Below are 22,849 nucleotides of genomic sequence, written 5' to 3' on the forward strand. Positions count from 1 at the left end.
AATGCATTGTCAAAAGCCCGTATCGCAGGATACGGGCTTTTTTTGATGTTTTGTTCACCATGTTCCGGTGTGAAGATCTGCATTGATGACCATAGCGTGTGATTTTCCCGAAGGGTTTCTTTCGGTGCTGCCAGTGCAAGCAAGTGAAATATGAATTCCTTGAGACGAAAGCTCTTGAATGACCAGGGTGCCTGTAACGACGCGTACGGCGTATTTGTTAATGCCTGTATCGACGCTGAACCAGACCCTGGTGTTAGTGAACTCACTATCCTCCAGATGAAAAACCGTCCCGGCCGCAGTGGTGTCCTCGAACTGTATATAAATTTCTCTCACGGTATCGCTAATTGCTTCAGCGTTCCGGCCAGTAATGCCATACATATGCTTTGTGGTGTCGTGCACGATATCCTTCGTCTGGATGGTGATGGCGTTCGAGTCGACGGAAACTGTAAAGCTTCCTTGAGCGCTGTTCGATTTTGGAAACAAGGCCCGTTGTTGGTGAGGTGTTAACGTTGCACTGTGTGCTGACATGATTGTGTCTCCATGAGTGACCAGTTAGGCGAAAGCAGCGGGTGCTCCGCAAGCGATGGCTTAGTTATGAGATCGCAGAAGACCTGCGCTGTAAACTGTCATAACTGACAGTATACGAATCGCGCAATTCATGAATGAGCACCGTTTGTTTCGCGCTCTAGTAGGTGCGCCAACGTGGCGCGAATCAAAGGGCCTGACTACCATGCAATTGATTTTTGGGTTGTATAAAACACTATTTTTAGTTCTTTTTTTACTAAGTATTCTCGGAGAAAAGAACGGGTTCAGGTGAGGGCGCCAAGCCAGGTCGATCCCAGCAGTACTATTCCCATGCATCTATTGAAACCTACTATCACTCCGGCAGAAGCCAGCGCCCGGCCTGATGCCACACCCAACAATGCCCAAGTACTCAAACACGGCAGTGAAATCAGGAAAAATATCAGAGACACGTACAGCACTTGTTTTTGTTGCTCAGTACCGTCGCCGACAAACACGCTAACTACTGCAAGTGCCATCATCCAGGACTTGGGATTGATCAGTTGCAAGCTCGCGGCTCCAAGCAGGCCAAGTCGCTTATGGGTTGTTTGCTCCTCCATGACATGCGGCGGTGCGCTGAAAATCCGCCACGCCAGGTAACTCAGCCAAGCCACACCGACCCACTGCATCACGGTTTGCACCCTGGGCACTTGCACCAGAGACTGGCCCACCCCGCAGCCCACCAGCAGCACAATCCCCGCCGCTCCCGCGCAGGCACCCAGAATAATTGGCAGTGTGGCCTTGAAACCGTAACGGGCACTGTTGCTCAGCACCAGGATATTGGTCGGGCCAGGGGTAATGCAGGCGACGAAGGCGAACAGCATGAACGGCACGAACGTGGACAGCATGGTGGGTGACTCCGATGGACCAATCGATGGAGTCGATCTTCACAAGCCTGGCGGTTAACTGTCTGGAAGATTTGAGCAGCGCTTTCGGTAGGCGGCGGGTGTCAGGCCGTAGGCGCGCACAAACCAGCGGCCCAGATGGCTTTGATCGGCGAAGCCCAGGGCCATCGCCACCGCTGCCGGCTGCTCGCCCTTGGCCAATAAACGCCGGGCACGTGTGAGCCGAAGTTGCACCAGGTAAGCTTGGGGCGCCAGGCCGAAGGCGCTCTTGAAGGCGCGGCTGAGGCGAAAGCGATCGACACCGCACGCCAGGGCCAACTCGTTCATGCCTATATCCTGATGCAGGTGGGCGTGCAGGTAGTCCCGTGCCTTGTGGGCCACCCGCGGTAAACGGGGATCGTCGCGGTAGCGCATGCGCCAGTAGAGCTGGCCGGTCAGGCGTTCCAGCAATTGGTCCAGAGCACTTTGCCGTACGATCCGCAGTTCGCTGTGGTGCAAGCTGTGAAATGCCTGGCTGGTGGCCAGGGCCAGGCGTGGGTCGTTGGCCAGGGTGCGGGCGAAGCTCAACTGATGGTGAGCGGGCGCTTCCTCGAATACGCTGCAGATTTCCCGTTCCAGCCAATGTGGGTCGAGGTAGAGCATGCGGTAAGTGAAGCCATCGACAGTAGGCGCATGGCCATCGTGGATCTCACCAGGCTCCAGCAGAAACACCTGGCCCGGCACGCTGTCATGCCGCGTGCGCCGGCAGTTGAATTGCTGTATGCCTTGTTCGGTGACGCCCACCAGATAGCTGTCATGCCAATGGGGGTCGTAGGCATGGCCCTCGAAATGCGCGCGCAGGGTCTCGATGCCGGTGTCGGCGTCCTGGTTCAGGTCGATCCAATTGTGCGCGCGCATACAACACCGAGGCTGAATGTAATGTGCAATTGGCGCCGACAACGGGGAGGGCGTCTAGAAGATTTGTGCAGTCTAGCCAAACAAGCCGGCGGCGATGTTGATCGAGAAACCTAGGATCGCCGTATTGAACAGAAAACCGATCAACGACTGCCCCAGCACCACCTTGCGCAGGCCACGGGTGGCGACGCCCACATCCGAGGTTTGCACCGCCACGCCGATGGTGAAGGAAAAATACAGGAAGTCCCAGTAGTTGGGTGTGAGCAAGCCTTCGGCAAAGCGCAGCGCCGGCTCCTTGCCTTGCCAGGTGTAATAGAGCCTGGCGTAGTGCACGCTGAAAATCACCCCGATCAACAGCCAGGAGCCGATCACCGTCAGCCCGGTGAAACCGTAGTGCAGCAGGCGCTCGGAAGCGGCCAGGTCCTTGCTGCCGACCAGTTCGAAGGTGATGGTCGCCAGGCTGGCGATGGCGGCGATGCACACCATGAACAACACCAGCCCGGCGTTCTCGTCTTCGATTTCGGCGATGCGCTTGACGTCCTCGGCCTTGGCGCGAATGGTCAGCCATAGCATCAAAACGAGGTAGGTCCAGACGCCGGCGTTCCAGCCGATCAGGACTTTGCTGGCGAGGGTGTCAGCCGGTACCAGAATGCCTACGGCAAGGCCCAGTACGGCTGCGGATGAGAGGCGAGGGTGGGTGCGGGCGAGGAAGGGCATGGTGGCTCACAAAGAACTATGTGTGAGCACCATAGCTTATTCGGGTGTACCTGATCATGAATGCAATCAATAACCCTGTGGGAGCTGGCTTGCCTGCGATAGCGTTGGTTCAGGTAACACTTATGTCGCCTGTGCCGCCGTCATCGCAGGCAAGCCAGCTCCCACATTTGGCTGCGGCGATGTCAGTTTAGCTTATGGCGCTTGCGCACCAGCTTCATCACCACCACAAAGAACACCGGCACAAACACCACCGCCAATGTCGCCGTGATCATCCCGCCAATCACACCGGTACCAATCGCCTGCTGACTGGCCGAACTGGCCCCGGTGGCAATTGCCAATGGCACCACGCCGAGGATAAACGCCAGCGAGGTCATGATGATCGGTCGCAGGCGCAACCGCGCAGCCTTTAAGGTGGCGTCGATCAAGTCCTCGCCCTGGTCATACAGGTCCTTGGCGAACTCGATGATCAGGATCGCGTTTTTCGCCGACAGGCCGATGATGGTGATCAGGCCGACCTTGAAGAACACATCGTTGGGCATCCCGCGCAAGGAGACCGCCAGCACCGCACCCAGTACGCCCAGTGGCACCACCAGCAATACCGAGGTCGGGATCGACCAGCTCTCATACAGCGCCGCCAGGCACAGGAACACAATCAGCAATGACAGGCCCAACAGCAGCGGCGCCTGGGAGCCGGACAAGCGTTCCTGCAAGGACAAGCCGGTCCATTCCTGGCCCAGCCCGGCAGGCAACTGGCTGACCAGGCGCTGGATTTCGTCCATGGCTTCGCCCGTGCTGTGCCCCGGCGCCGCCTCACCGCTGATGGCGATGGCCGGGTAGCCGTTGTAGCGGGTCAACTGCGTCGGGCCCTGGGTCCACTTGGCTTCGACAAAGGCCGACAGCGGCACCATCTTGCCCGCGTTGTTGCGCACGTTGATCTTCATCAGGTCGGCCACCTGGCTGCGCTGGTCGCCTTCGGCCTGCACCACCACCCGCTGCATACGACCCTGGTTGGGGAAGTCGTTGACATAAGCCGAGCCGATCGCGGAAGACAGCACATTGCCCACATCGGCAAACGACACGCCTAGGGCATTGGCCTGCTTGCGGTCGACTTCCAGCTGCACTTGCGGGGCTTCGGCCAGGGCGCTTTCGCGCACGTTGGCCAGGATCGGGCTTTTTGCCGCGGCGTCCAGCAGTTCGGTACGTGCTGCCATCAAGCCGGCATGACCAACGCCGCCACGGTCCTGCAGGCGGAACTCGAAACCACTGGAGGTGCCGAGGCCATCCACCGGCGGTGGCAGGATCGCATAGGCAATCGCATCCTTGAGCTCGCTGAAGGCCATGTTGGCGCGGTCGGCAATCGACGCCGCCGAGTCATCGCTGCCGCGTTCAGACCAGTCCTTGAGCGTGGTAAACGCCAGCGCCGCGTTCTGCCCGGAACCGGAGAAACTGAAGCCCATGATCATGGTGGTATCACCCACTCCAGGTTCGCCTGCGTTGTGCGCCTCGATCTGTTCGGCCACCTGCACCGTGCGGTTCTTGCTGGCGCCGGGTGGCAGCTGGATATCGGTGATGGTGTAACCCTGGTCCTCCACCGGCAGGAACGAGGAGGGCAGGCGGCTGAACAACAGCCCCATGCCCACCAGCAATACCAGGTAGATCAGCAGGTAGCGGCCGCTGCGCTTGAGGGCATAGGCCACCCAGCCTTCATAACGGTCGGTAAGCTGCTCGAAGCGTCGGTTGAACCAGCCGAAGAACCCGCCCTTGGCGTGGTGTTCGCCCTTGGCAATCGGCTTGAGCAAGGTGGCGCACAGGGCCGGGGTCAAGGTCAGGGCCAGGAACGCCGAGAACAGGATCGAGGTGGCCATCGACAACGAAAACTGCTGGTAGATCACACCCACCGAGCCCGGCATGAAAGCCATCGGCAGGAACACCGCCACCAGCACCAGGGTAATACCGATGATGGCGCCGGTGATCTGGCCCATGGCTTTCTTGGTCGCGTCCTTGGGCGACAGGCCCTCGGTGGCCATGATGCGCTCGACGTTTTCCACCACCACAATGGCATCGTCCACCAGGATGCCGATGGCCAATACCATGCCGAACATGGTCAGCACGTTGATCGAGAAGCCCAGCAACAGCATGGTGGCAAAGGTGCCCATCAATGCAATCGGCACCACCAGCGTGGGGATCAGGGTGTAGCGCACGTTCTGCAGGAACAGGAACATCACCGCAAACACCAGCGCCATGGCTTCCAGCAGGGTGTAAACCACCTTGGTGATCGAGACCTTGACGAACGGTGAGGTGTCGTAGGGAATCTTGTATTCCACATTGGCCGGGAAGTAGCGCGACAGTTCATCCATCTTCGCCCGCACCAGGGTTGCGGTGCTCAGTGCGTTGGCGCCGGGCGACAGCTGCACGCTGACGGCGGTGGAGGGCTTGCCGTTCAGGCGCGTGGAGAACTGGTATTCCTGGCTGCCGACTTCCACGCGCGCCACATCGCCGATGCGCACGGTGGAACCGTCGGGGTTGGCCTTGAGCACGATGTCGGCGAATTCCGCCGGCGTCGACAGTTGGCCCTTGACCAGAATCGCCGCGGTGATTTCCTGGGTATTGGTGCCCGGCAAGTCCCCGATGCTGCCCGCCGAGACCTGGGCGTTCTGCGCGCTGATCGCGGCGTTGACGTCAGCCGGCGTCAGGTTGAAACCGATCAGCTTCTGCGGGTCGATCCAGATGCGCATGGCCCGCTCGGCGCCGTACAACTGCGCCTTGCCGACGCCGTCCAGACGCTTGAGCTCGTTCATCACGTTGCGCGCCAGGTAATCGCTGAGCGCAACGTCGTCGAGCTTGCCGTCGTTGGAAGTCAGGGTCACCAGCAGCAGGAACCCGGCGGAGACTTTTTCCACCTGCAAGCCTTGTTGAGTGACAGCCTGGGGCAGGCGCGGCTCAACGACCTTGAGGCGGTTCTGCACATCCACCTGGGCCATTTCCGGGTCGGTGCCCGGCTGGAAGGTCGCGGTGATCGTCGCCGAACCCAGGCTGCTTTGGGATTCGAAATACAGCAGGTGATCAGCGCCGTTGAGCTCCTGCTCGATCAGGCTGACCACGCTTTCGTCCAGGGTCTGGGCCGACGCGCCCGGGTACACCGCGTAGATTTCCACCTTCGGTGGCGCGACGTTGGGGTACTGAGCCACCGGCAACTGCGGGATGGCCAGGAAGCCGGCCAGCAGGATAAACAGGGCCACCACCCAGGCAAAAATCGGGCGGTCAATAAAGAACTGCGGCATGACGGGTTATTCCTTTACGAGCGGGCTGTCGTCCACTTCAACTTTTTCGCCGGGCCGTGCATGTTGCAGGCCCTCGACGATAATGCGATCGCCGGGCTTGAGGCCACTGCTGACGATCCAGCGGTCCTCGATCACCGCACCCAGTTCCACCGGCTGCTGGCTGACGGTCTGCTCGGCGTCCAGCAGCAACACCATCGGGATACCGGCGCTGTCACGGGTGATGGCGCGTTGCGGCACGCTGATGCCTTGCTTGTCTACCGCTTGTTCCAGGCGTACCCGCACGAAGCTGCCGGGCAACAGGTCCAGATCCGGGTTGGGGAACTCGCTGCGCAAAATGATCTGCCCGGTGCCGGGATCTACGCTGATCTCGGCGAACAACAGCTTGCCCGGCAACGGGTACAGGCTGCCGTCATCCTGGATCAGCGTGGCCTTGGCCTGGTCCTGGCCGACCTGCTTCAAGCTGCCGGCGCGGAAGGCGCGGCGCAGGTCGTTCAGCTCACGGGTGGATTGGGTGAGGTCAGCATGGATCGGGTCCAACTGCTGGATAATTGCCAGCGGCGTGGCTTCGTTCTGGCCGACCAGCGCGCCTTCGGTTACCAGGGCGCGACCGATGCGCCCGGAAATCGGCGCGGTCACGGTGGCATAGCCCAGGTTCAGCCTGGCGCGCTCGACCGCAGCCTTTTGTGCGGCAACCTCTGCGTTGGTCTGGCGCAGTGTGGCGCGGGCGTTGTCGTATTCCTGCCCGCTGATGGCGTTGCCCTCGACCAACTGGCTGTAGCGCTGCTCTTGCAGGCGTGCCTGAAATGCATTGGCCTCGGCTTTGCTGAGGTTGGCCTGGGCACTGTCCAGGTCAGCCTTGAACGGCGCCGGGTCAATACGGAACAGCACATCGCCCTGTTTCACATCGTGACCTTCCTTGAACACGCGTTGCATGACCACACCGGCGACCCGCGCGCGCACTTCGGCAATGCGCGGCGCGGCGATACGCCCGCTCAGTTCGCTGGTAATGGACAGGGGCTTGGCTTGCAGGGTTTCGATGCGCACTTTGGCCAGGGGCATTTGTGGCGCCTCGTCTGCAGACTGGCCACACGCGCTCAGCGCCAGTGTGAGGGCCAACAGGCAAAACGGCGCAAATAGATTCTTCGACATGCTCTTATCCCAATATTGACTGGCGCATCCTAAGGACACCTGCGCCGTGGTGCTGTGAAGCTATGTAGGTCGTGTGTGAAGAAGTGTAAGGTGCGGCGCGCTTGGCGTCGGGGGCGTATATCCTTGCACAATCCTGCAATTATTGAGGATTCAATGTGCAAGGGGGGAAGCCCCCACCCACATTTGGATCCCTGCACACCCCGTAAACAGCATTCATTGGAAACACCATGCCCAACATCCTTCTGGTCGAAGACGACGCCGCACTCTCCGAGCTGATCGCCAGCTACCTGGAACGCAATGGCTATCACGTCAGCGTGCTCAGCCGTGGCGACCACGTACGCGAACGTGCACGTCTGAACCCGCCGGACCTGGTGATCCTCGATCTGATGTTGCCGGGCCTGGATGGCTTGCAAGTCTGCCGCCTGTTGCGCGCCGACTCGGCGGGCCTGCCGATCCTGATGCTGACCGCCCGCGACGACAGCCACGACCAGGTGTTGGGCCTGGAAATGGGCGCCGACGATTATGTAACCAAACCCTGCGAGCCGCGCGTGCTGCTGGCCCGGGTGCGCACGCTGCTGCGCCGCAGCAGCCTGTCTGAACCCCAGGTGGCCAACGACCGGATCATCATGGGCAACCTGTGCATCGACCTGTCGGAGCGCACCGTCACCTGGCGCGAGCAGGCGGTGGAACTGTCCAGCGGCGAATATAACCTGCTGGTCGTATTGGCGCGCCACGCCGGTGAAGTGCTCAGCCGCGACCAGATCCTGCAACGCCTGCGCGGCATCGAGTTCAACGGCACCGACCGCTCGGTAGACGTGGCCATTTCCAAGCTGCGGCGCAAATTTGACGACCACGCCGGCGAAGCGCGCAAGATCAAGACCGTGTGGGGCAAGGGTTATCTGTTCAGCCGTTCCGAGTGGGAATGCTGAATCATGTTCCGTGTGCTGCTTCGCCTCTACCTGATCACCATCATTACCTATAGCGCCGCCATCTTTCTGATTCCCAAGCTGGTGATTCAGCTGTTCGAACACCGCTACATGAACTACAACATCGAACAGTCCCGTGGCCTGCAAAAGCTTATGGTCAAGCAGTACCAGCGCGCACCGGTGGAGCATTGGTCCCAGGTGACCGACCAGTTGAGCCGCGATTTTGCGCCCTTGAAGGTTCAATTGTTGCTGCGCCAGGACGCCCGCTATACACCCCAGGAAGAACAACTGCTGGAGCAAGGCAAGCCGGTGATCCGCCTGGGCGAGTGGGGCTGGATGGAAGAAATCAGCTCGCCGATCAATCAGCAGTTCGCGGTCAAGCTGACGATCCCGCCGGACCCCTTGGACATGAACCTGCTGTACTGGTCGATGAACGTGTTGATTGGCGCAGCACTGCTGGCGTGCCTGTTGGTGTGGCTGCGTCCGCACTGGCGTGACCTGGAGCGCCTCAAAAGCACCGCCGCGCTGTTGGGCAAGGGCCATCTTGGGGAGCGTACACGGCTTCCGCCCAGCTCCAGCATCGGCAGCCTGGCCGCAGTGTTCGACACCATGGCCGACGATATCGAGCACCTGCTCAATCAACAGCGCGACTTGCTTAATGCGGTCTCCCATGAACTGCGCACACCGCTCACGCGTCTGGATTTCGGCCTGGCCCTGGCGCTTTCCGAAGACATGCCCCCCGCCAGCCGCGAGCGCCTGCAAAGCCTGGTGGCGCATATTCGCGAGCTGGATGAGCTGGTGCTGGAATTGCTCTCCTACAGCCGCCTGCAAAATCCTGCGCAATTGCCCGAACGCGTCGAGGTGGCGCTCGATGAGTTTATCGACAGCGTGCTGGGCAGCGTCGACGACGAGCTGGAAAACCCCGAGATCGTCATCGACGTGGCGCTGGACTGCAGCGTCGAGCGCTTCAGCCTCGACCCGCGCCTTACCGCCCGCGCCTTGCAGAACCTGCTGCGCAATGCGACGCGCTACTGCGATAAACGCATCCAGGTGGGGGTCAAGGTGTGTCCCAACGGCTGCGAAATCTGGGTGGATGACGACGGCATCGGCATACCGGTGGACCAGCGCGAGCGCATCTTCGAACCGTTCTACCGCCTGGACCGCAGCCGCGACCGCGCCACCGGCGGCTTTGGCCTGGGCCTGGCGATCAGCCGGCGCGCCCTGGAGGCCCAGGACGGCACCTTGACGGCGCTGGCGTCGCCGCTGGGCGGAGCGCGGTTTCGGCTGTGGTTGCCGACTCAGAGGTAGATCACAGCACCTTGACCGCGCGGCCGATAGCTTGGATCGGCCCGGTCGGCTTGCCAGTGGGTGAGCCGGCTGGGCCTTCAAGTGTCAGCTCGAACAGTTGGTTTTGCGTAAGCGGGGGCAGGTTGTCCAAGTGCATCGACAGCGTCTGCCCCGGTTTGACCAAACCCAGGGACACCGGCGCTTGCCAGCCGTCACCCTTGGTCCAGAATTGCAGGGCCTTGTCCGCTGGCACTTGCACCACTCCCAAGGGAATCAACTGGATCTTCTGGTCATTGCTGGCCTGGATGACCCAACCGGGTGACTGGCCTTGCGGCGCCGCCAGTACCACCACAAAGGTCGGGTTGGCGGCAGGCGGGCGGGTCAGCAACAGCGTCGCCAATACGATGCTTGCCGCCAGCCCAGCGGCGGCCAGGCCACGCCATAGGGCCAGCAGGTTCCACCAGGAGACAAAGGCCGGCGGTGGCGCGAGTGTGCCTTGTATGCGCCGCCATAATTGCGGGGAGGGAGGCACCGGTTCGGCCAGCGCCGTCAGCGGCAACAGGCGCTGCTCCCAGGCATCCACCGCCTTGCGCAGCGCGCTGTCGTGTCCGATGCGCTGCTCAACGTCGGCCCGTTGCTCAGGGGGCAGCGTGCCCAATACGTATTCGCTGGGCAGTTCGTCGTTGTTCATGCCATGCACTCCCGGAGCGCGGCGAGGCTGCGTTTGATCCAGGCTTTGATCGTCCCCAGTGGGGTGCCTAGTTTCTCCGCGATTTCGCTATGAGAATAGCCGTCGACGTAGGCATGCAGGATGCACCGGCGGCGGGCCGGATCAAGGTGCGCCAGGCAGGTGTGGATCTGCCCCGAGCGTGCCGTGAACTCAAAGGTTTCGGCAGGTTCGGCGTGTGGTTCGTGCGCTTGGCTCAAGGCAATCTCGCGGCCGGCATTGCGCACGATATTCAGTGCCAGGTGCCGAGTGATGCTGAACATCCATCCACGCGCCGAGCCTCGGCTAAGGTCGAAACCGGCGGCTCCGTTCCAGATCTTGATAAATGCGTCATGCACCACATCCTCGGCCAGCCCCTTGTCACGCACGATGCGCAGCGCTACGCCCAGCAAATGGCTGCTGTCTTGCTCGTACAAGCGGCGCAGGGCCTGTTGATCGCCACGGGCGCAGGCCGACAGGCAGGCTTCGTAATCAAACACATGACTTCCTCAAGGCAACCCCCATGCAAGCACGTCGCCTGCACTGAGGGATGCAATTTCCTTTGGGCAGCGTAGTCGAGTTTGCTCAGTTGGATACCCAGAAAATGTAGTCGGCCTGGTATTTCACCTTTTCCTGCTTGCCCTTGTCGGCGGCGGTGCATTCACTGCTCGGCGCCACGCCACCCTTGAGTGCAACCCGCTGTATATAGCTCACGCCAGTCATCGCGCCCTGGCCTTCAGCCGGATTGGCCTTGACCAGTTGATAGGGCAGGTTGCCCGGGCTCGATGGCGCCACGGCCAATTGCGTGGCGGTGATCCTGGAGCCGTCCTTGGCCTGCCAGGTCGCCGGTGGGCCGAAGTAGGTGCCTACTTGCTTGCCGCTGCGATCATTCAGCACGGCCTTGGGGCCGACAAAGGTCCATTCGGTCTGGCCTGCGGCATTGGCCTTGTCGCGACACTCATAGGTGATTTCGCCGATGCCTGTGGTCTCCATCGCAATCTTGTGACCCTGGGGCACCTTGATACTGTCAGGCAGGCCGGCCTGGGCAAAGGTGGCGGGGCTGGCGATAAGCAAACCGGTGAAGCAGAGCAGGGCTTTAGCGTTCATGGTGATTCTCCATTGGGTAGAACAGCACGGTTACTGAAGGTATTACCCATGAGCGGATCAATTGGATGCAGCGTTTAGAAAATAAAGTTTGGAGTGCATACGATGAAAAGGCATAAAGTCAGATCATATTGGTATAAGTGGTTATAAGAAAAATCGCTATCCTGCGCCCAGAAATTTATAAGGCTGCAGGTAGCTGTAATGGATGTGGGTAATATTGGTTTCGTGGTTGCCGGCCTGATCGTTGGTTTTATCGTGGGCATGACCGGTGTCGGTGGTGGCTCGCTGATGACGCCGATTTTGTTGTGGTTTGGTATTAACCCAGCGACCGCCGTGGGCACGGACCTGCTGTATGCCGCCATCACCAAGTCGGGTGGCGTGCTGGTGCACAGCAAAAACCGCAACATTGACTGGGGCATCACCGGCTGGCTCACCCTGGGCAGTGTGCCGGCGGTGTTGCTGACCTTATGGTTCCTTGCCAGCCTGCACACCGATCCCAGTGCGATGAACGCAGTGATCAAGCAGGCCCTGGGTGTGGTGCTGCTGCTGACGGCCCTGGCGATTCTGTTCAAGAAAAGCCTGTTGGCCTTTGCCCAGCGCCATGCCGGTGACGACTACCACATGCACCCGCGCAACCTCAACGCGCTGACCGTGGTGACCGGCGCGGTGCTCGGCACCATGGTGGCCTTGACGTCCATTGGCGCCGGGGCCCTCGGCACGGTGGCGCTGTTTATTCTGTACCCGTTCCTGGCCACGCGCCGCCTGGTGGGCACCGAAATCGCCCACGCCGTGCCCCTGACCCTGGTGGCGGGCCTGGGTCATGCCAGCATGGGCAATATGGACTGGCACCTGCTGGGCTTTTTGCTGATGGGCTCGTTGCCGGGGATCTACTTTGGCAGCCATATGACCGGCAAGATTTCCGACAGCGTGTTACGCCCGTGCCTGGCGGTCATGTTGATGGCGGTGGGGTACAAGCTGGCGTTCTGAGCCGCATGTGCTCCAAATGTGGGAGGGGCTTGCCCCCGATGAGGGAGTGTCAGTCAATACCTCCAAGTCTGACACACCGCTATCGGGAGCAAGCCCCCTCCCACAGTTTGAGCGCGATCGGCTTCAGGCCTTCGCCGGGCCGTCGCCGATTTGCCATACAAACGGTGGTTCTGTCCCATTGATCACCCAGTCACCCACGATGCGCGCCTTGTAGATCAGCGGATTGTGCAAAGACCGTCCGTGCGTTGCGCCAATGTCGGTCCAGCGCCTTGCCCGCCGGGACTTTGCTCCCCTGTTTACGGTGAGCAGGGGCGATTCGGTGTTGCTCCAGCAACAGTGGATCGACAAACCGCTGCGATACCTGACACCAGCGTCGTACTGATTCGAGGTGCTTTTTTTAGCGCAGCGCTTGTGGTGAGGGCGTTTGCGCGGCCTGGCACGCTTGCTGCGTAAGCCACAGGACATCCCTTTGTGCGAGGTACCGTCCGATGAGTCAGCAAGCCGTGAAATTTGCCTATTGGGTGCCCAACGTCAGCGGTGGGCTGGTGGTCAGCAAGATCGAACAGCGCACCCACTGGGGCATCGATTACAACCGCAAACTGGCGCAACTGGCCGAAGCTGCCGGCTTTGAATACGGCCTGACCCAGATCCGCTTCACCGCCGGTTACGGCGCCGAAAACCAGCATGAATCCGTGGCATTCAGCCATGCGCTGCTGGCCGCCACCACCACGCTGAAGGTGATTGCGGCGATCCTGCCCGGCCCCTGGCAACCGGCGCTGGCCGCCAAGCAGTTGGCGACCATCGACCAGCTCACCAACGGTCGGATCGCGGTGAACATCGTCAGCGGCTGGTTCAAGGGCGAATTCCAGGCCATTGGTGAACCCTGGCTGGAGCATGATGAGCGCTATCGTCGTTCCGAAGAATTTATCCGCAGCCTCAAAGGTATCTGGACCCAGGATGACTTCACCTTCAAGGGCGACTTCTACCGCTTCAACCATTACACCCTCAAACCCAAGCCCCTGGGGCAGCCCGAGATCTTCCAGGGCGGCAGCTCACGGGCGGCGCGGGACATGGCCGCGCGGGTCTCGGACTGGTATTTCACCAACGGCAATACTCCCGAAGGTATCAAGGCCCAGGTCGATGATATTCGTGCCAAGGCCGCTGCCAATCACCATTCCGTGAAAGTAGGCGTGAATGCTTTTATCATCGCCCGCGACACCGAAGAAGAGGCCAGGGCCGTGCTGGCGGAGATCATCGACAAGGCCGACCCGGAAGCGGTCAACGCCTTCGGTGATGCTGCCAGGCAAGCGGGCAAGGCCTCGCCGGAAGGTGAGGGCAACTGGGCCAAGTCCAGTTTCGAGGACCTGGTGCAATACAACGATGGGTTCAAGACCAACCTGATCGGCACCCCGCAGCAGATCGCCGAGCGCATCGTCGCGCTCAAGGCGGTGGGCGTGGACCTGGTGCTGGCTGGCTTCCTGCACTTTCAGGAAGAAGTCGAGTATTTCGGCAAACGGGTCTTGCCGCTGGTGCGCGAGCTGGAGGCCGAGGCGGGTGTAGGAGCGAGCTTGCTCGCGAAAAACGTTAACGAAAAAGTAGCTAGCCTGGTTTAGCGCGGGGTCTGGGCGTTTTTCGCGAGCGAGCTCGCTCCTACAGGCTATAGCGGTGGTTAGGGGTGATTTTGCAAGGTCAACACCTCGAAGCCATCTGCCGTCACCGCCACGGTATGCTCCCACTGCGCCGACAGGCTGTTGTCCCTGGTTACCACGGTCCAGCCGTCTTTGAGGCTGCGCACTTTGGCGCTGCCCTGGTTAAGCATGGGTTCGACGGTAAACACCATGCCTTCGCGCAGTTCCAGGCCGGTGCCGGGGCGGCCGAAGTGCAGCACCTGCGGCTCTTCATGCATCTCCCGCCCGATGCCATGGCCGCAGTACTCGCGCACCACGCTGTAGCCGTTGGCTTGCGCATGGCTCTGGATCGCATGGCCGATATCACCCAGGCGTGCGCCGGGCCTGACCTGGCGGATGCCGGCCCACATCGCTTCAAAGGTCATTTCCACCAGGCGCTTGGCCTTGGGCGCCACGTTGCCGATCATGTACATCTTGCTGGAGTCGGCAATAAAGCCGCCTTTTTCCAGGGTGATGTCGATGTTGATGATGTCGCCGTCCTTGAGGATTTGCCTGGCGCTGGGCATGCCATGGCACACCACTTCGTTGATCGACGTGTTGATGCAGAAAGGGTAGTCGTACTGCCCCAGGCTGGCCGGGCGAGCCTTGAGGTCGTTGCGAATGAAGGCTTCGACGGCGCTGTCCAGCTCCAGAGTGGAACGGCCGGCAGCGACAAAACCGTCGAGCATGTCGAATACCTGAGCCAGCAAGCGCCCGGATTCACGCATCACAGCCAGTTGCGCGGTGGTCTTGATCATCAACTGCGCCCCCGGATCAGGTCGGGTTTGTCCAGCAACAGCTTGTTTATCAGTTCGTTGTAGGGCAGGTGTGGGTTGAGTTCGGCCAGCAGGCCTATCTTGATCCAGAACTCGGCCTGGGCATTGATGGAGCGGTCCATGGCGGCGCTGGCCAGGCGTAGCTGTTCGTGCAGTGGGTCGGTGATCTTGACGATGCCCATGGGGTTCACTGTGTCTGGTTGATATACAAAGCGTATATGTTTTGTATGTCCGCTGTAAACATCATGGCGGGAGGGTTAAACGTTTAATCGAAGCCATTCGAAGACGATCACGCCTCGTCCAAATACGTTATATAACGCAGCACGCGCCTTATGAAGAATGGTTACAACGCCAGCCGAATTTGCCGCGTAGGCTTGGGGATGACAAGCGTCTTACAGGGTTGGCAAGACGTGAACTGCCAGCGACTGCCAGACACATGAGCAACCGCTTGGCAGTCTCAAAAAAAGGAGAAGTTAGCCATGCTTTCGGAACTAGAGCTTCGCAGCATTATTGAAGGAAGTTTCCTGCCTAAACGGTGCGAATGCACCAAAGCCGAAGATGCCTCGTTGACCATAAAAATCTTTGATGACCGCAACCGTGACCGGGTGGATTTGGAGGTCAAAGGCATCAACGCGGACAAGCTCGACAGCAGTCGAGCGATTTGCAACCTGATCACCGGGTTGCGTGAGGATCTCAAGTACAGCCACGCCCCGGTCCTGCAACGCGCAGGCGGGCGCGGTTATCACTAACCACTGTAGGAGCGAGCTTGCTCGCGAAAAGTGTTAACGATAACGCGGGCATACTGGACAAACACGGCGTCTTTGCGCTTTTCGCGAGCAAGCTCGCTCCTACAACAACGGGTTCGCTCCATTGCGCGAAATGTGCGCATCCGCCAGTTGGTGGCGATAGGGCAGGTCGGGGCCGGTCTTGGTACAGGTCAGCGCGGCAGCCCGAATCGCAAAGCCGAGCATGTCATCCATTTGCGCGCGCGTGAGCTGTTGCAGGCCAGTCACTGAATCAAGCTGATGCTCGGTCAGCCAGGCAATCAACGCCGCCTGAAACGTATCGCCGGCGCCGACGGTATCGGCCATTTGCACTTCGACCGCAGCGGCAGACCAACTGCCATGCTGGCGGCTGAACACCGATGCACCATCGCCGCCGCGGGTGAGGAATACCAGTTGGCAGCGGTGCTGCAGCCAGCCTTGCAGCACACTTTCGGGTGACTGATCGGGGTAGAGCAGGTGCAAGTCCTCGTCGCTGACCTTGATCAGGTCGGCATGTTGCACCAGCTGCGCCACGCGCGTGCGCCACAGTTGAATATCCGGCTGCGGGTTGAGACGTACATTGGGGTCCAGGCTGATCAGGCGCTTGCCGCTTTCGCGCTTGACCAGGTTCAGCAAGGTGTCGCCAATGGGTTGCACCACCAGCGAGAACGAACCGATATGCAGCCCACGCACCTCATCACCCAGGGGCGGCAGGTGCGTCAACTCTAACTGGCGGTCGGCGCAGCCTTCGCCACGGAAGCTGTACTGCGGCGAGCCATTGGCACCCACGGCAACCATCGCCAGGGTGGTCGGCGCGTCGAACTCCACCAGAAAACGTTCACTGACGCCTTCGGCCTTGAGCACCTGGTGCAAGCGGCGCCCGAGGTAATCGGTGGACAACCCGGCAAACAGCCCCGACTCAACGCCCAGACGGCGCAGGCCCACGGCCACGTTGAACGGCGAGCCCCCGGCAATCGCCTTGTAGTTGACCCTGGAGGGCTGCCCGCTGGCATCCTCCTCGCTGAAAAAATCAAACAGCGCCTCACCACACACCAGATACATAGTCGTTCGCTCTTAAAGGGATGCCACGTGCTGTTGATAACGCTCATACGCCTGTTGATAGGCGCTGACACGCTCGGGTGCCGGCAAGGTGCGGCTGGCCGGGTCGATGCTCACACATCTGTCGCACAGGCTGGCCAGGGGTTCGCCGCTCTGGCACCAGGCCGCCTGGATCGCCGCACCGAGGGCCGCGGCTTCACTCTGTTCGGTACACACCACTTCGGTGTGCATGATATCGGCGACCATCTGCCGCCACACCGGGCTTTTTGAACCGCCGCCAATCAGGCGGATGCTCTGGCTTTGCAGGCCGGTCTGACGCAGCAGGTCAAGGCCATAGCGCAGGCCGAAGGTGGTACCTTCGACTACCGCGCGGCACAGGTTGGCACGGGTCAGGTTGGTCATGGTCAGGCCGTGCAGGCTGCCGGTGGCGTGGGGCAGGGCGGGCACGCGCTCGCCATTGAGAAACGGCAGCATGCAAACGCCGTCGGCGCCGATGGGGGCTTGTTCGACCAGGGCGTTGAAGGCATTCAAATCCAGTTCGAACAGCTCGCGAATCGCCCCGGTGGCGTTGGTCAGGTTCATGGTGCAGATCAGCGGCAGCCAGCCGCCACTCGACGAACAAAAGGTCGCTACCGACGCCTGCGGGCTGACGTTGGGCTGCTCGGCAAATGCGTACACGGTGCCCGATGAGCCCAGGCTCATGGTGATCACGCCGGGGGCGATATTGCCGGTGCCGATGGCGCCCATCATATTGTCGCCGCCGCCGCTGGACACCACGGCGTTGGGGTTGATGCCCAGGCGCTCGGCGATGGCCGGCAGGATCGTGCCCACTGCCTGGTCGGCTTCGATCAACTGCGCCAGCGCTGCTTCCAGGCGACCGCTGGGGTCGATGTGCCTGAGCAACGCCACGTCCCAGCTGCGGCTGCGCACGTCGAAGTAACCGCTGCCGGAGGCATCGCCATAGTCAGCGCAGGCGCGGCCGGTGAGCCAGTAGTTGAGGTAGTCGTGGGGCAGCAGGATATGGGCGATGCGCGCAAACACCTCTGGGTGCTGTTCGCGGGTCCAGAGCAGTTTCGACACTGTGTACCCCGGTGCGATTGCTACGCCCAGGCGTTCCAAAGAGCCGCTTTCACCGCCCAGGTGGTGCAGCAGGCGCTCGTTCTCCGGGGTGGTTTCGGTGTCGCACCATAACTTGGCCGGGCGCAGCACTTCACCTTGTTCGTCCAGCAGCACCAGGCCGTGCTGCTGGCCCGACACACCGATACCGAGGATGTCCTGGCCATCGACTCCGGCCTGTTGCAGGGCGCGGTGGGTGGCTTCGGTGAAAGCGTCCAGCCATTCCTGAGTGTGTTGCTCGCGCCGGCCGTTGGCGCCGCTGATCAGTGTGTGCGCAGCGGCGCCCAGGCCCAGTACTTTGCCGCTGTTAGCGTCGAGGACAATGGCCTTGGTGCCCTGGGTGCCGCAGTCGATACCGAGGTAAAGGTTTTGCTGGGTCATGATGGAGTGCTCAGCAGTATTATTTTTGGATTGGTAACCCGGTCAAGTGTGGGAGGGGGCTTGCTCCCGATGAGGGAGTGTCAGTCAAATACCTTTCTCTGACCTACCGCTATCGGGAGCAAGCCCCCTCCCACAGTTTTAATCCGGTTTGTTCAGGAGTTTTTGCAGGGTTTGGGTGACGCCTTTGTCGCGCAGGCTTGCATAGCATCGCTCAAACGCTGCCACAAATGCCGCCGACTTGGGAATAGCCGTACCAAAAATCTCCTCCACGCCCAACAAACGCTGGCTGATCAGCGCGTCATCACTCACCAGCCCCTGGCAGAACTCGGCCCGTGGGTCGGGGATGTTGTAGCGCACGCCATTTTCGTCCACGCCCTTGAGATACAGGGCCCAGGCCGCCACGACGAGTGCGGCGCGCTCGGTTTCACGGCCATCGGCAATCAAGCGATTGATGGTCGGCACGGTGAACTTGGGAAACTTCGACGACCCATCGGAACACACGCGTTCCAACTGGTCAGCAATCGCCTGGTTGGAAAAGCGCTCCACCAGCGTCTGCTTGTACGCCGTCAGGTCGATGCCCGGCACCGGCGCCAGATGCGGTGTGACGTCCAGGTCCATGTACGCACGCATATACGCCACGAACAGCGGGTCGTTCATGGTCTCGTGAACAAACCGATAGCCCTTGAGGAACCCCAGGTAGGTAAGGGCCAGATGGCTACCGTTAAGCAGGCCGATCTTCATCTCTTCATAAGGCGTCACGTCATCGGTGAACTGCACGCCGACCTTTTCCCAGGCCGGGCGCCCGTTGATGAATTTGTCTTCCAGCACCCACTGCACGAACGGCTCGCACACCACCGGCCAGGCATCGTCGATACCGTGCGCGTCATGCAGTTGCAGGCGGTGGGCAGTGCTGGTCATCGGCGTGATGCGATCGACCATGGCGTTCGGGAAGCTCACGTTGGCTTTGATCCAATCATGCAGCTCGGCGTTGTGCAGCGCGGCGAAGGCCAGCAGTGCCTTGCGGGTGACGGCGCCGTTGTGCGGCAGGTTATCGCAGGACATCACGGTAAATGCCGCAGTGCCGGCGGCGCGGCGCTGGGTGAGCGCAGCGCAGATAAAACCGAACACGGTTTTAGGCGTCTTGGGGTGCGCCAGGTCGTGCTGAATCTGCGGCAGGTGGGCCATGAATTCGCCGTTGCTGTCGTCGATGCAGTAGCCGCCCTCGGTGATGGTCAGCGAGACGATGCGGATCTGTGGGCTGGCGAGTTTATCGATCAACGCCTGGGCGCCGTCCTCGGCCAGCAGCATATCGCTGAGTGCGCCGATGACGCGCACCTCGGTGTCGTCGGTGTCACCTAATTCGTAGAGGGTGAACAGGTAATCCTGGCCGGCCAGGTCGTCGCGGGCCTTGCGGTCCTCGGCACGCAGGCCCACGCCGCAGATGCTCCAATCCAGGCCCTCGCCGGTATTCATCAACGCGTCGGTGTAATACGCCTGGTGTGCGCGGTGGAAGCCACCGACGCCGATATGGGCGATGCCCTGGCGGGTATCGGCAAGCGCATAGGCCGGGATTTTCACCTGGGGCGCCAGTTGGGTGAGGTTGTGCTTATTGAGTTTCATCGGGCAATACTCGCGGGATCAGGCGGCTGCGCGCAGTGGGCGAGCCACCGCTACGCCGTCAGTGTCGAACAGATGGCAATGCGCCGGGTCCAGGTGCAAGTGCAGCGTCTCGCCGTACTGGCTGGCCATGTCGCCGCGAATCCGCAGGGTCAGCGGCTCGCCATTGGCGGTGATGACGTGGCAGAAGGTGTCGCTGCCCAAGCGCTCGCCGACGTCGGCGGTCACGGTCAGGGTGGTTTGCCCTGGTGCGGCGATTTCCAGATGCTCCGGGCGAATGCCCAGGGTCACCGCGCTGCCGACGCTCAAGGTCGCGCCGCTCAACGGCAGGCTGATCAGGGTGCCGGCGTCCAGTTGCACCTCGCAGCCCTGGCCTTCGACACGCGTGACCTTGCCCTTGAGGAAGCCCATCTTCGGCGTGCCGAGAAAGCCCGCCACAAACAGATTGGCCGGCTGGTGGTACAGCTCCAGCGGCGAGCCGACCTGTTCGATACGACCACTGTTGAGCACCACAACTTTGTCGGCCAGGGTCATGGCCTCCACTTGGTCGTGGGTCACGTAAATCATGGTGGCTTGCAGTTCTTTATGCAGGCGCGCCAGCTCCAGGCGCATTTGCACGCGCAGCGCTGCGTCGAGGTTGGACAGCGGTTCGTCGAACAGGAAGATTTTCGGGTTGCGCACAATCGCCCGGCCAATCGCCACACGCTGACGCTGGCCGCCGGACAGTTGTTTGGGCTTGCGCTCCAGCAGCGGGCCCAGCTCAAGGATGCGTGCCGCTTCGCTGACCTTGCTGTCGACCAGCTTCTTGTCGACACCGGCCAGGTCCAGGGCAAACGACATGTTCTTGCGCACGCTCATGTGCGGGTACAGCGCGTAGGTCTGGAACACCATGGCCAGGTCGCGTTTGGCCGGGGTCACTTCGGTGATGTCGCGGCCATCCAGTTCGATGGTGCCTTCAGTGACTTCTTCCAGGCCGGCGATCAGGCGCAGCAGGGTGGATTTGCCGCAGCCCGACGGGCCCACGAACACCACGAATTCCTTGTCGTTCACCTCAAGGTCGATGCCCTTGATGATCGAGAAACCTTCGAAGCCTTTTTGCAGATTCTTGATTTTCAGGTTGGCCATGATGGGCCTCCTTGTCGAATTATTATTTGACGGCGCCAAAGGACAAACCGCGTACCAACTGCTTCTGGCTGATCCAGCCGAAAATCAGGATCGGCGCGCAGGCCAGGGTCGAAACGGCGGATAACTTGGCCCAGAACAACCCTTCGGGGCTGGAGTAGGAGGCGATCAGCGCGGTCAGCGGCGCGGCGCTGGAGGACGTCAGGTTCAGCGACCAGAAGGCCTCGTTCCAGCACAGGATCAGCGACAGCAACACCGTGGAGGCCAGGCCGCCCTTGGCGATCGGCAGCAGCACGCGGACCATTTCCTGCCACAGGGTGGCGCCGTCCAGGCGGGCGGCTTCGAGGATGTCCTTGGGGATGTCCTTGAAGTAGGTGTACACCATCCACACCACGATCGGCAGGTTGATCAGGGTATAGATGATGATCAGCGCAATGCGCGTATCCAGCAGGCCGAAGCTCTTGGCCAGCAGGTAGATCGGCATCAGTACGCCCACCGGCGGCAGCATCTTGGTCGACAGCATCCACAGCAGCGTGCCCTTGGTGCGCTGGGTTTCGTAGAACGCCATGGAGTAGGCGGCCGGCACCGAGATCAGCAGGCACAGGGCGGTGGCGCTGAACGAAATCACCACCGAGTTCCAGGCGTAGGCGAAGTAGTTGCTGCGCTCGTTGATGTGCAGGTAGTTCTCCAGCGTCGGCGTGAAGATGAACTGCGGCGGCGTGGCGAACGCGTCGATTTCGGTCTTGAAGCTGGTCAGCACCATCCAGAAGATCGGGAAGAAAATCAGGATCGCGATGGCCCAGGCCAATGTGCCGAGCAACAGGCTTTGCAGGCGACGGGATTGTTGAAGCGTCATGGCGCGGCCCTCAAGGCTTGTCAGTCAGGTTTTTGCCGATCATCCGCACCAGGATGATCGCCGCGATATTGGCGATGACCACGGCAATCAAGCCGCCGGCCGAGGCCATGCCCACATCGAACTGCACCAGCGCCTGGTTGTAGATCAGGTAGGCGAGGTTGGTCGAGGCGTAGCCCGGGCCGCCGTTGGTAGTGGTGAAGATTTCGGCAAATACCGAGAGCAGGAAGATGGTTTCGATCATCACCACCACGGCAATCGGGCGGGCCAGGTGGGGCAGGGTCAGGTGCCAGAAAATCGCAATGGCGCCGGCACCGTCCAGACGTGCGGCTTCCTTTTGCTCCTGGTCCAGGGACTGCATGGCGGTCATCAGCAGCAGGATCGCGAAGGGCAGCCATTGCCACGACACAATGATGATGATCGACAGCAGCGGGTAATGCGCCAGCCAGTCCACCGGCTCGGCGCCGAAGAACTTCCACACGGCAGCGAGGATCCCCGACACCGGGTGGAAAATCAGGTTCTTCCAGATCAACGCACCGACGGTGGGCATGATGAAGAACGGCGAAATCAACAGCACCCGCACGATGCCACGGCCCAGGAACTCACTGGCCTCCAGCAGCGCGCTGATCAACACGCCGAACACCACGCTGATCAGCAACACGCTGCCCACCAGCAACAAGGTATTGGTGGCGCCGGGCAGGAAACCCGAATCGGTGATGAAGTAGCTGAAGTTTTCCAGCCCCACGAATTGGTTTTCGCCGGGGTAAAGCAGGTTGTAGCGGATCAGCGAAAAGTACAGGGTCATGCCCAGCGGCACGATCATCCACAGCAGCAACAAGGCCACCGAGGGGCTGACGAGAAACCAGCCGGGGTTGGCCAGGCGGTTTTTGGTGGGTGTATTCATGGTGATCAGAACCAGTCAGATGCCTACAGAATCTGCGTCGGAGTGCGGTCACTGTGGGAGCTGGCTTGCCTGCGATGGCATCGCCTCGGTGCTACTGATAGACCGAGTTGTTTGCCTCGCAGGCAAGCCAGCT

Annotated in this window: 22 protein-coding genes and 1 pseudogene; 5 read left to right on the plus strand and 18 right to left on the minus strand. The window is 61.0% G+C overall.

The genetic code is table 11. The features are described from left to right. Positions 1–54 precede the first annotated feature (54 nt). The 6 genes from TX23_RS15275 to TX23_RS15300 all read right to left on the minus strand — a co-directional run bounded on the left by TX23_RS15275 (position 55) and on the right by TX23_RS15300 (position 7,447). Positions 55–528: a hypothetical protein gene (locus TX23_RS15275; protein WP_057702897.1), complete on the minus strand. Its 474-nt coding sequence runs from the start codon at positions 526–528 to the stop codon at positions 55–57. Positions 529–809: 281 nt separating this feature from the next. Continuing rightward, complete coding sequence (locus tag TX23_RS15280; RefSeq protein WP_057702898.1) at positions 810–1,409, minus strand: LysE family translocator; 600 nt, start codon at positions 1,407–1,409, stop codon at positions 810–812. 54 nt (positions 1,410–1,463) lie between these two features. Beyond that, positions 1,464–2,303 carry an AraC family transcriptional regulator gene (locus TX23_RS15285; protein ID WP_057702899.1) on the minus strand — a complete coding sequence of 280 codons (840 nt, stop codon included), beginning with the start codon at positions 2,301–2,303 and terminating at the stop codon, positions 1,464–1,466. 72 nt (positions 2,304–2,375) lie between these two features. Beyond that, positions 2,376–3,017, minus strand: coding sequence for a DUF1345 domain-containing protein (locus TX23_RS15290; RefSeq protein ID WP_057702900.1), 642 nt, complete (start codon positions 3,015–3,017; stop codon positions 2,376–2,378). A 182-nt stretch (positions 3,018–3,199) separates the two neighbouring features. Continuing rightward, a complete protein-coding gene (locus TX23_RS15295; protein ID WP_057702901.1) occupies positions 3,200–6,298 on the minus strand; it encodes an efflux RND transporter permease subunit in 3,099 nt (1,032 codons plus the stop codon). 6 nt (positions 6,299–6,304) lie between these two features. After that, positions 6,305–7,447 (minus strand): efflux RND transporter periplasmic adaptor subunit, encoded by a 1,143-nt coding sequence (locus TX23_RS15300; RefSeq protein ID WP_057702902.1) that lies wholly within the window; start codon positions 7,445–7,447, stop codon positions 6,305–6,307. 227 nt (positions 7,448–7,674) lie between these two features. Between TX23_RS15300 and TX23_RS15305 the strand changes: the two genes are divergently transcribed. Both TX23_RS15305 and TX23_RS15310 read left to right on the plus strand, forming a co-directional pair. Further along, a complete protein-coding gene (locus TX23_RS15305; protein ID WP_005788610.1) occupies positions 7,675–8,376 on the plus strand; it encodes a response regulator transcription factor in 702 nt (233 codons plus the stop codon). 3 nt (positions 8,377–8,379) lie between these two features. Then, positions 8,380–9,681 (plus strand): ATP-binding protein, encoded by a 1,302-nt coding sequence (locus tag TX23_RS15310; protein WP_057702903.1) that lies wholly within the window; start codon positions 8,380–8,382, stop codon positions 9,679–9,681. Position 9,682: 1 nt separating this feature from the next. Here the strand turns inward: TX23_RS15310 and TX23_RS15315 are convergent, their stop codons facing one another. From TX23_RS15315 to TX23_RS15325, 3 genes are all read right to left on the minus strand, one after another. Then, the gene (locus TX23_RS15315) at positions 9,683–10,351 is read right to left on the minus strand and encodes an anti-sigma factor (RefSeq protein ID WP_057702904.1); all 669 of its coding nucleotides are present in this window, start codon (positions 10,349–10,351) and stop codon (positions 9,683–9,685) included. Next, positions 10,348–10,866, minus strand: coding sequence for a sigma-70 family RNA polymerase sigma factor (locus TX23_RS15320; RefSeq protein WP_057702905.1), 519 nt, complete (start codon positions 10,864–10,866; stop codon positions 10,348–10,350). The genes TX23_RS15315 and TX23_RS15320 overlap by 4 nt, the downstream gene beginning before the upstream one ends. A gap of 85 nt (positions 10,867–10,951) precedes the next feature. Continuing rightward, positions 10,952–11,473 (minus strand): DUF3455 domain-containing protein, encoded by a 522-nt coding sequence (locus TX23_RS15325; protein WP_057702906.1) that lies wholly within the window; start codon positions 11,471–11,473, stop codon positions 10,952–10,954. 198 nt (positions 11,474–11,671) lie between these two features. Here TX23_RS15325 and TX23_RS15330 point away from each other — a divergent pair, with 198 nt between their 5' ends. Next, positions 11,672–12,457, plus strand: coding sequence for a sulfite exporter TauE/SafE family protein (locus tag TX23_RS15330; protein WP_057702907.1), 786 nt, complete (start codon positions 11,672–11,674; stop codon positions 12,455–12,457). A 123-nt stretch (positions 12,458–12,580) separates the two neighbouring features. Here the strand turns inward: TX23_RS15330 and TX23_RS28035 are convergent. Then, a pseudogene (locus TX23_RS28035) lies at positions 12,581–12,746 on the minus strand (monooxygenase); the annotation flags it as partial. 199 nt (positions 12,747–12,945) lie between these two features. On the opposite strand from TX23_RS28035, the gene sfnG reads away from it, so the two are divergent. Beyond that, positions 12,946–14,070 carry a dimethylsulfone monooxygenase SfnG gene (sfnG, locus tag TX23_RS15335; protein ID WP_057702908.1) on the plus strand — a complete coding sequence of 375 codons (1,125 nt, stop codon included), beginning with the start codon at positions 12,946–12,948 and terminating at the stop codon, positions 14,068–14,070. Between the two features lie 56 nt (positions 14,071–14,126). Here the strand turns inward: sfnG and map are convergent, their stop codons facing one another. Together map and TX23_RS15345 are read right to left on the minus strand one after the other, a co-directional pair. Next, positions 14,127–14,882: a type I methionyl aminopeptidase gene (gene map, locus TX23_RS15340; protein WP_057702909.1), complete on the minus strand. Its 756-nt coding sequence runs from the start codon at positions 14,880–14,882 to the stop codon at positions 14,127–14,129. After that, positions 14,882–15,082, minus strand: a complete 201-nt coding sequence (locus TX23_RS15345) for a ParD-like family protein (protein ID WP_057702910.1) — start codon at positions 15,080–15,082, stop codon at positions 14,882–14,884. The genes map and TX23_RS15345 overlap by 1 nt, the downstream gene beginning before the upstream one ends. A gap of 297 nt (positions 15,083–15,379) precedes the next feature. Here TX23_RS15345 and TX23_RS15350 point away from each other — a divergent pair, with 297 nt between their 5' ends. After that, the gene (locus TX23_RS15350) at positions 15,380–15,649 is read left to right on the plus strand and encodes a DUF1652 domain-containing protein (RefSeq protein WP_057702911.1); all 270 of its coding nucleotides are present in this window, start codon (positions 15,380–15,382) and stop codon (positions 15,647–15,649) included. A 99-nt stretch (positions 15,650–15,748) separates the two neighbouring features. Here TX23_RS15350 and TX23_RS15355 read toward each other — a convergent pair whose 3' ends face one another. The 6 genes from TX23_RS15355 to TX23_RS15380 all read right to left on the minus strand — a co-directional run bounded on the left by TX23_RS15355 (position 15,749) and on the right by TX23_RS15380 (position 22,716). Next, on the minus strand, positions 15,749–16,726 hold the full coding sequence (locus TX23_RS15355) for a carbohydrate kinase family protein (RefSeq protein WP_057702912.1): 978 nt from the start codon (positions 16,724–16,726) through the stop codon (positions 15,749–15,751). Positions 16,727–16,738: 12 nt separating this feature from the next. Then, positions 16,739–18,220, minus strand: coding sequence for a xylulokinase (xylB, locus tag TX23_RS15360; RefSeq protein WP_057702913.1), 1,482 nt, complete (start codon positions 18,218–18,220; stop codon positions 16,739–16,741). 138 nt (positions 18,221–18,358) lie between these two features. Beyond that, on the minus strand, positions 18,359–19,840 hold the full coding sequence (locus tag TX23_RS15365; protein ID WP_057702914.1) for a mannitol dehydrogenase family protein: 1,482 nt from the start codon (positions 19,838–19,840) through the stop codon (positions 18,359–18,361). Between the two features lie 18 nt (positions 19,841–19,858). Further along, positions 19,859–20,962, minus strand: a complete 1,104-nt coding sequence (locus tag TX23_RS15370) for an ABC transporter ATP-binding protein (protein ID WP_057702915.1) — start codon at positions 20,960–20,962, stop codon at positions 19,859–19,861. Positions 20,963–20,984: 22 nt separating this feature from the next. Continuing rightward, a complete protein-coding gene (locus tag TX23_RS15375; protein ID WP_005788583.1) occupies positions 20,985–21,815 on the minus strand; it encodes a carbohydrate ABC transporter permease in 831 nt (276 codons plus the stop codon). 10 nt (positions 21,816–21,825) lie between these two features. Next, positions 21,826–22,716 carry a carbohydrate ABC transporter permease gene (locus tag TX23_RS15380; RefSeq protein WP_057702916.1) on the minus strand — a complete coding sequence of 297 codons (891 nt, stop codon included), beginning with the start codon at positions 22,714–22,716 and terminating at the stop codon, positions 21,826–21,828. Positions 22,717–22,849 lie beyond the last annotated feature (133 nt).

It is taken from the genome of Pseudomonas paralactis (assembly GCF_001439735.1).
GTDB classification, from domain to species: Bacteria; Pseudomonadota; Gammaproteobacteria; order Pseudomonadales; family Pseudomonadaceae; genus Aquipseudomonas; species Aquipseudomonas paralactis.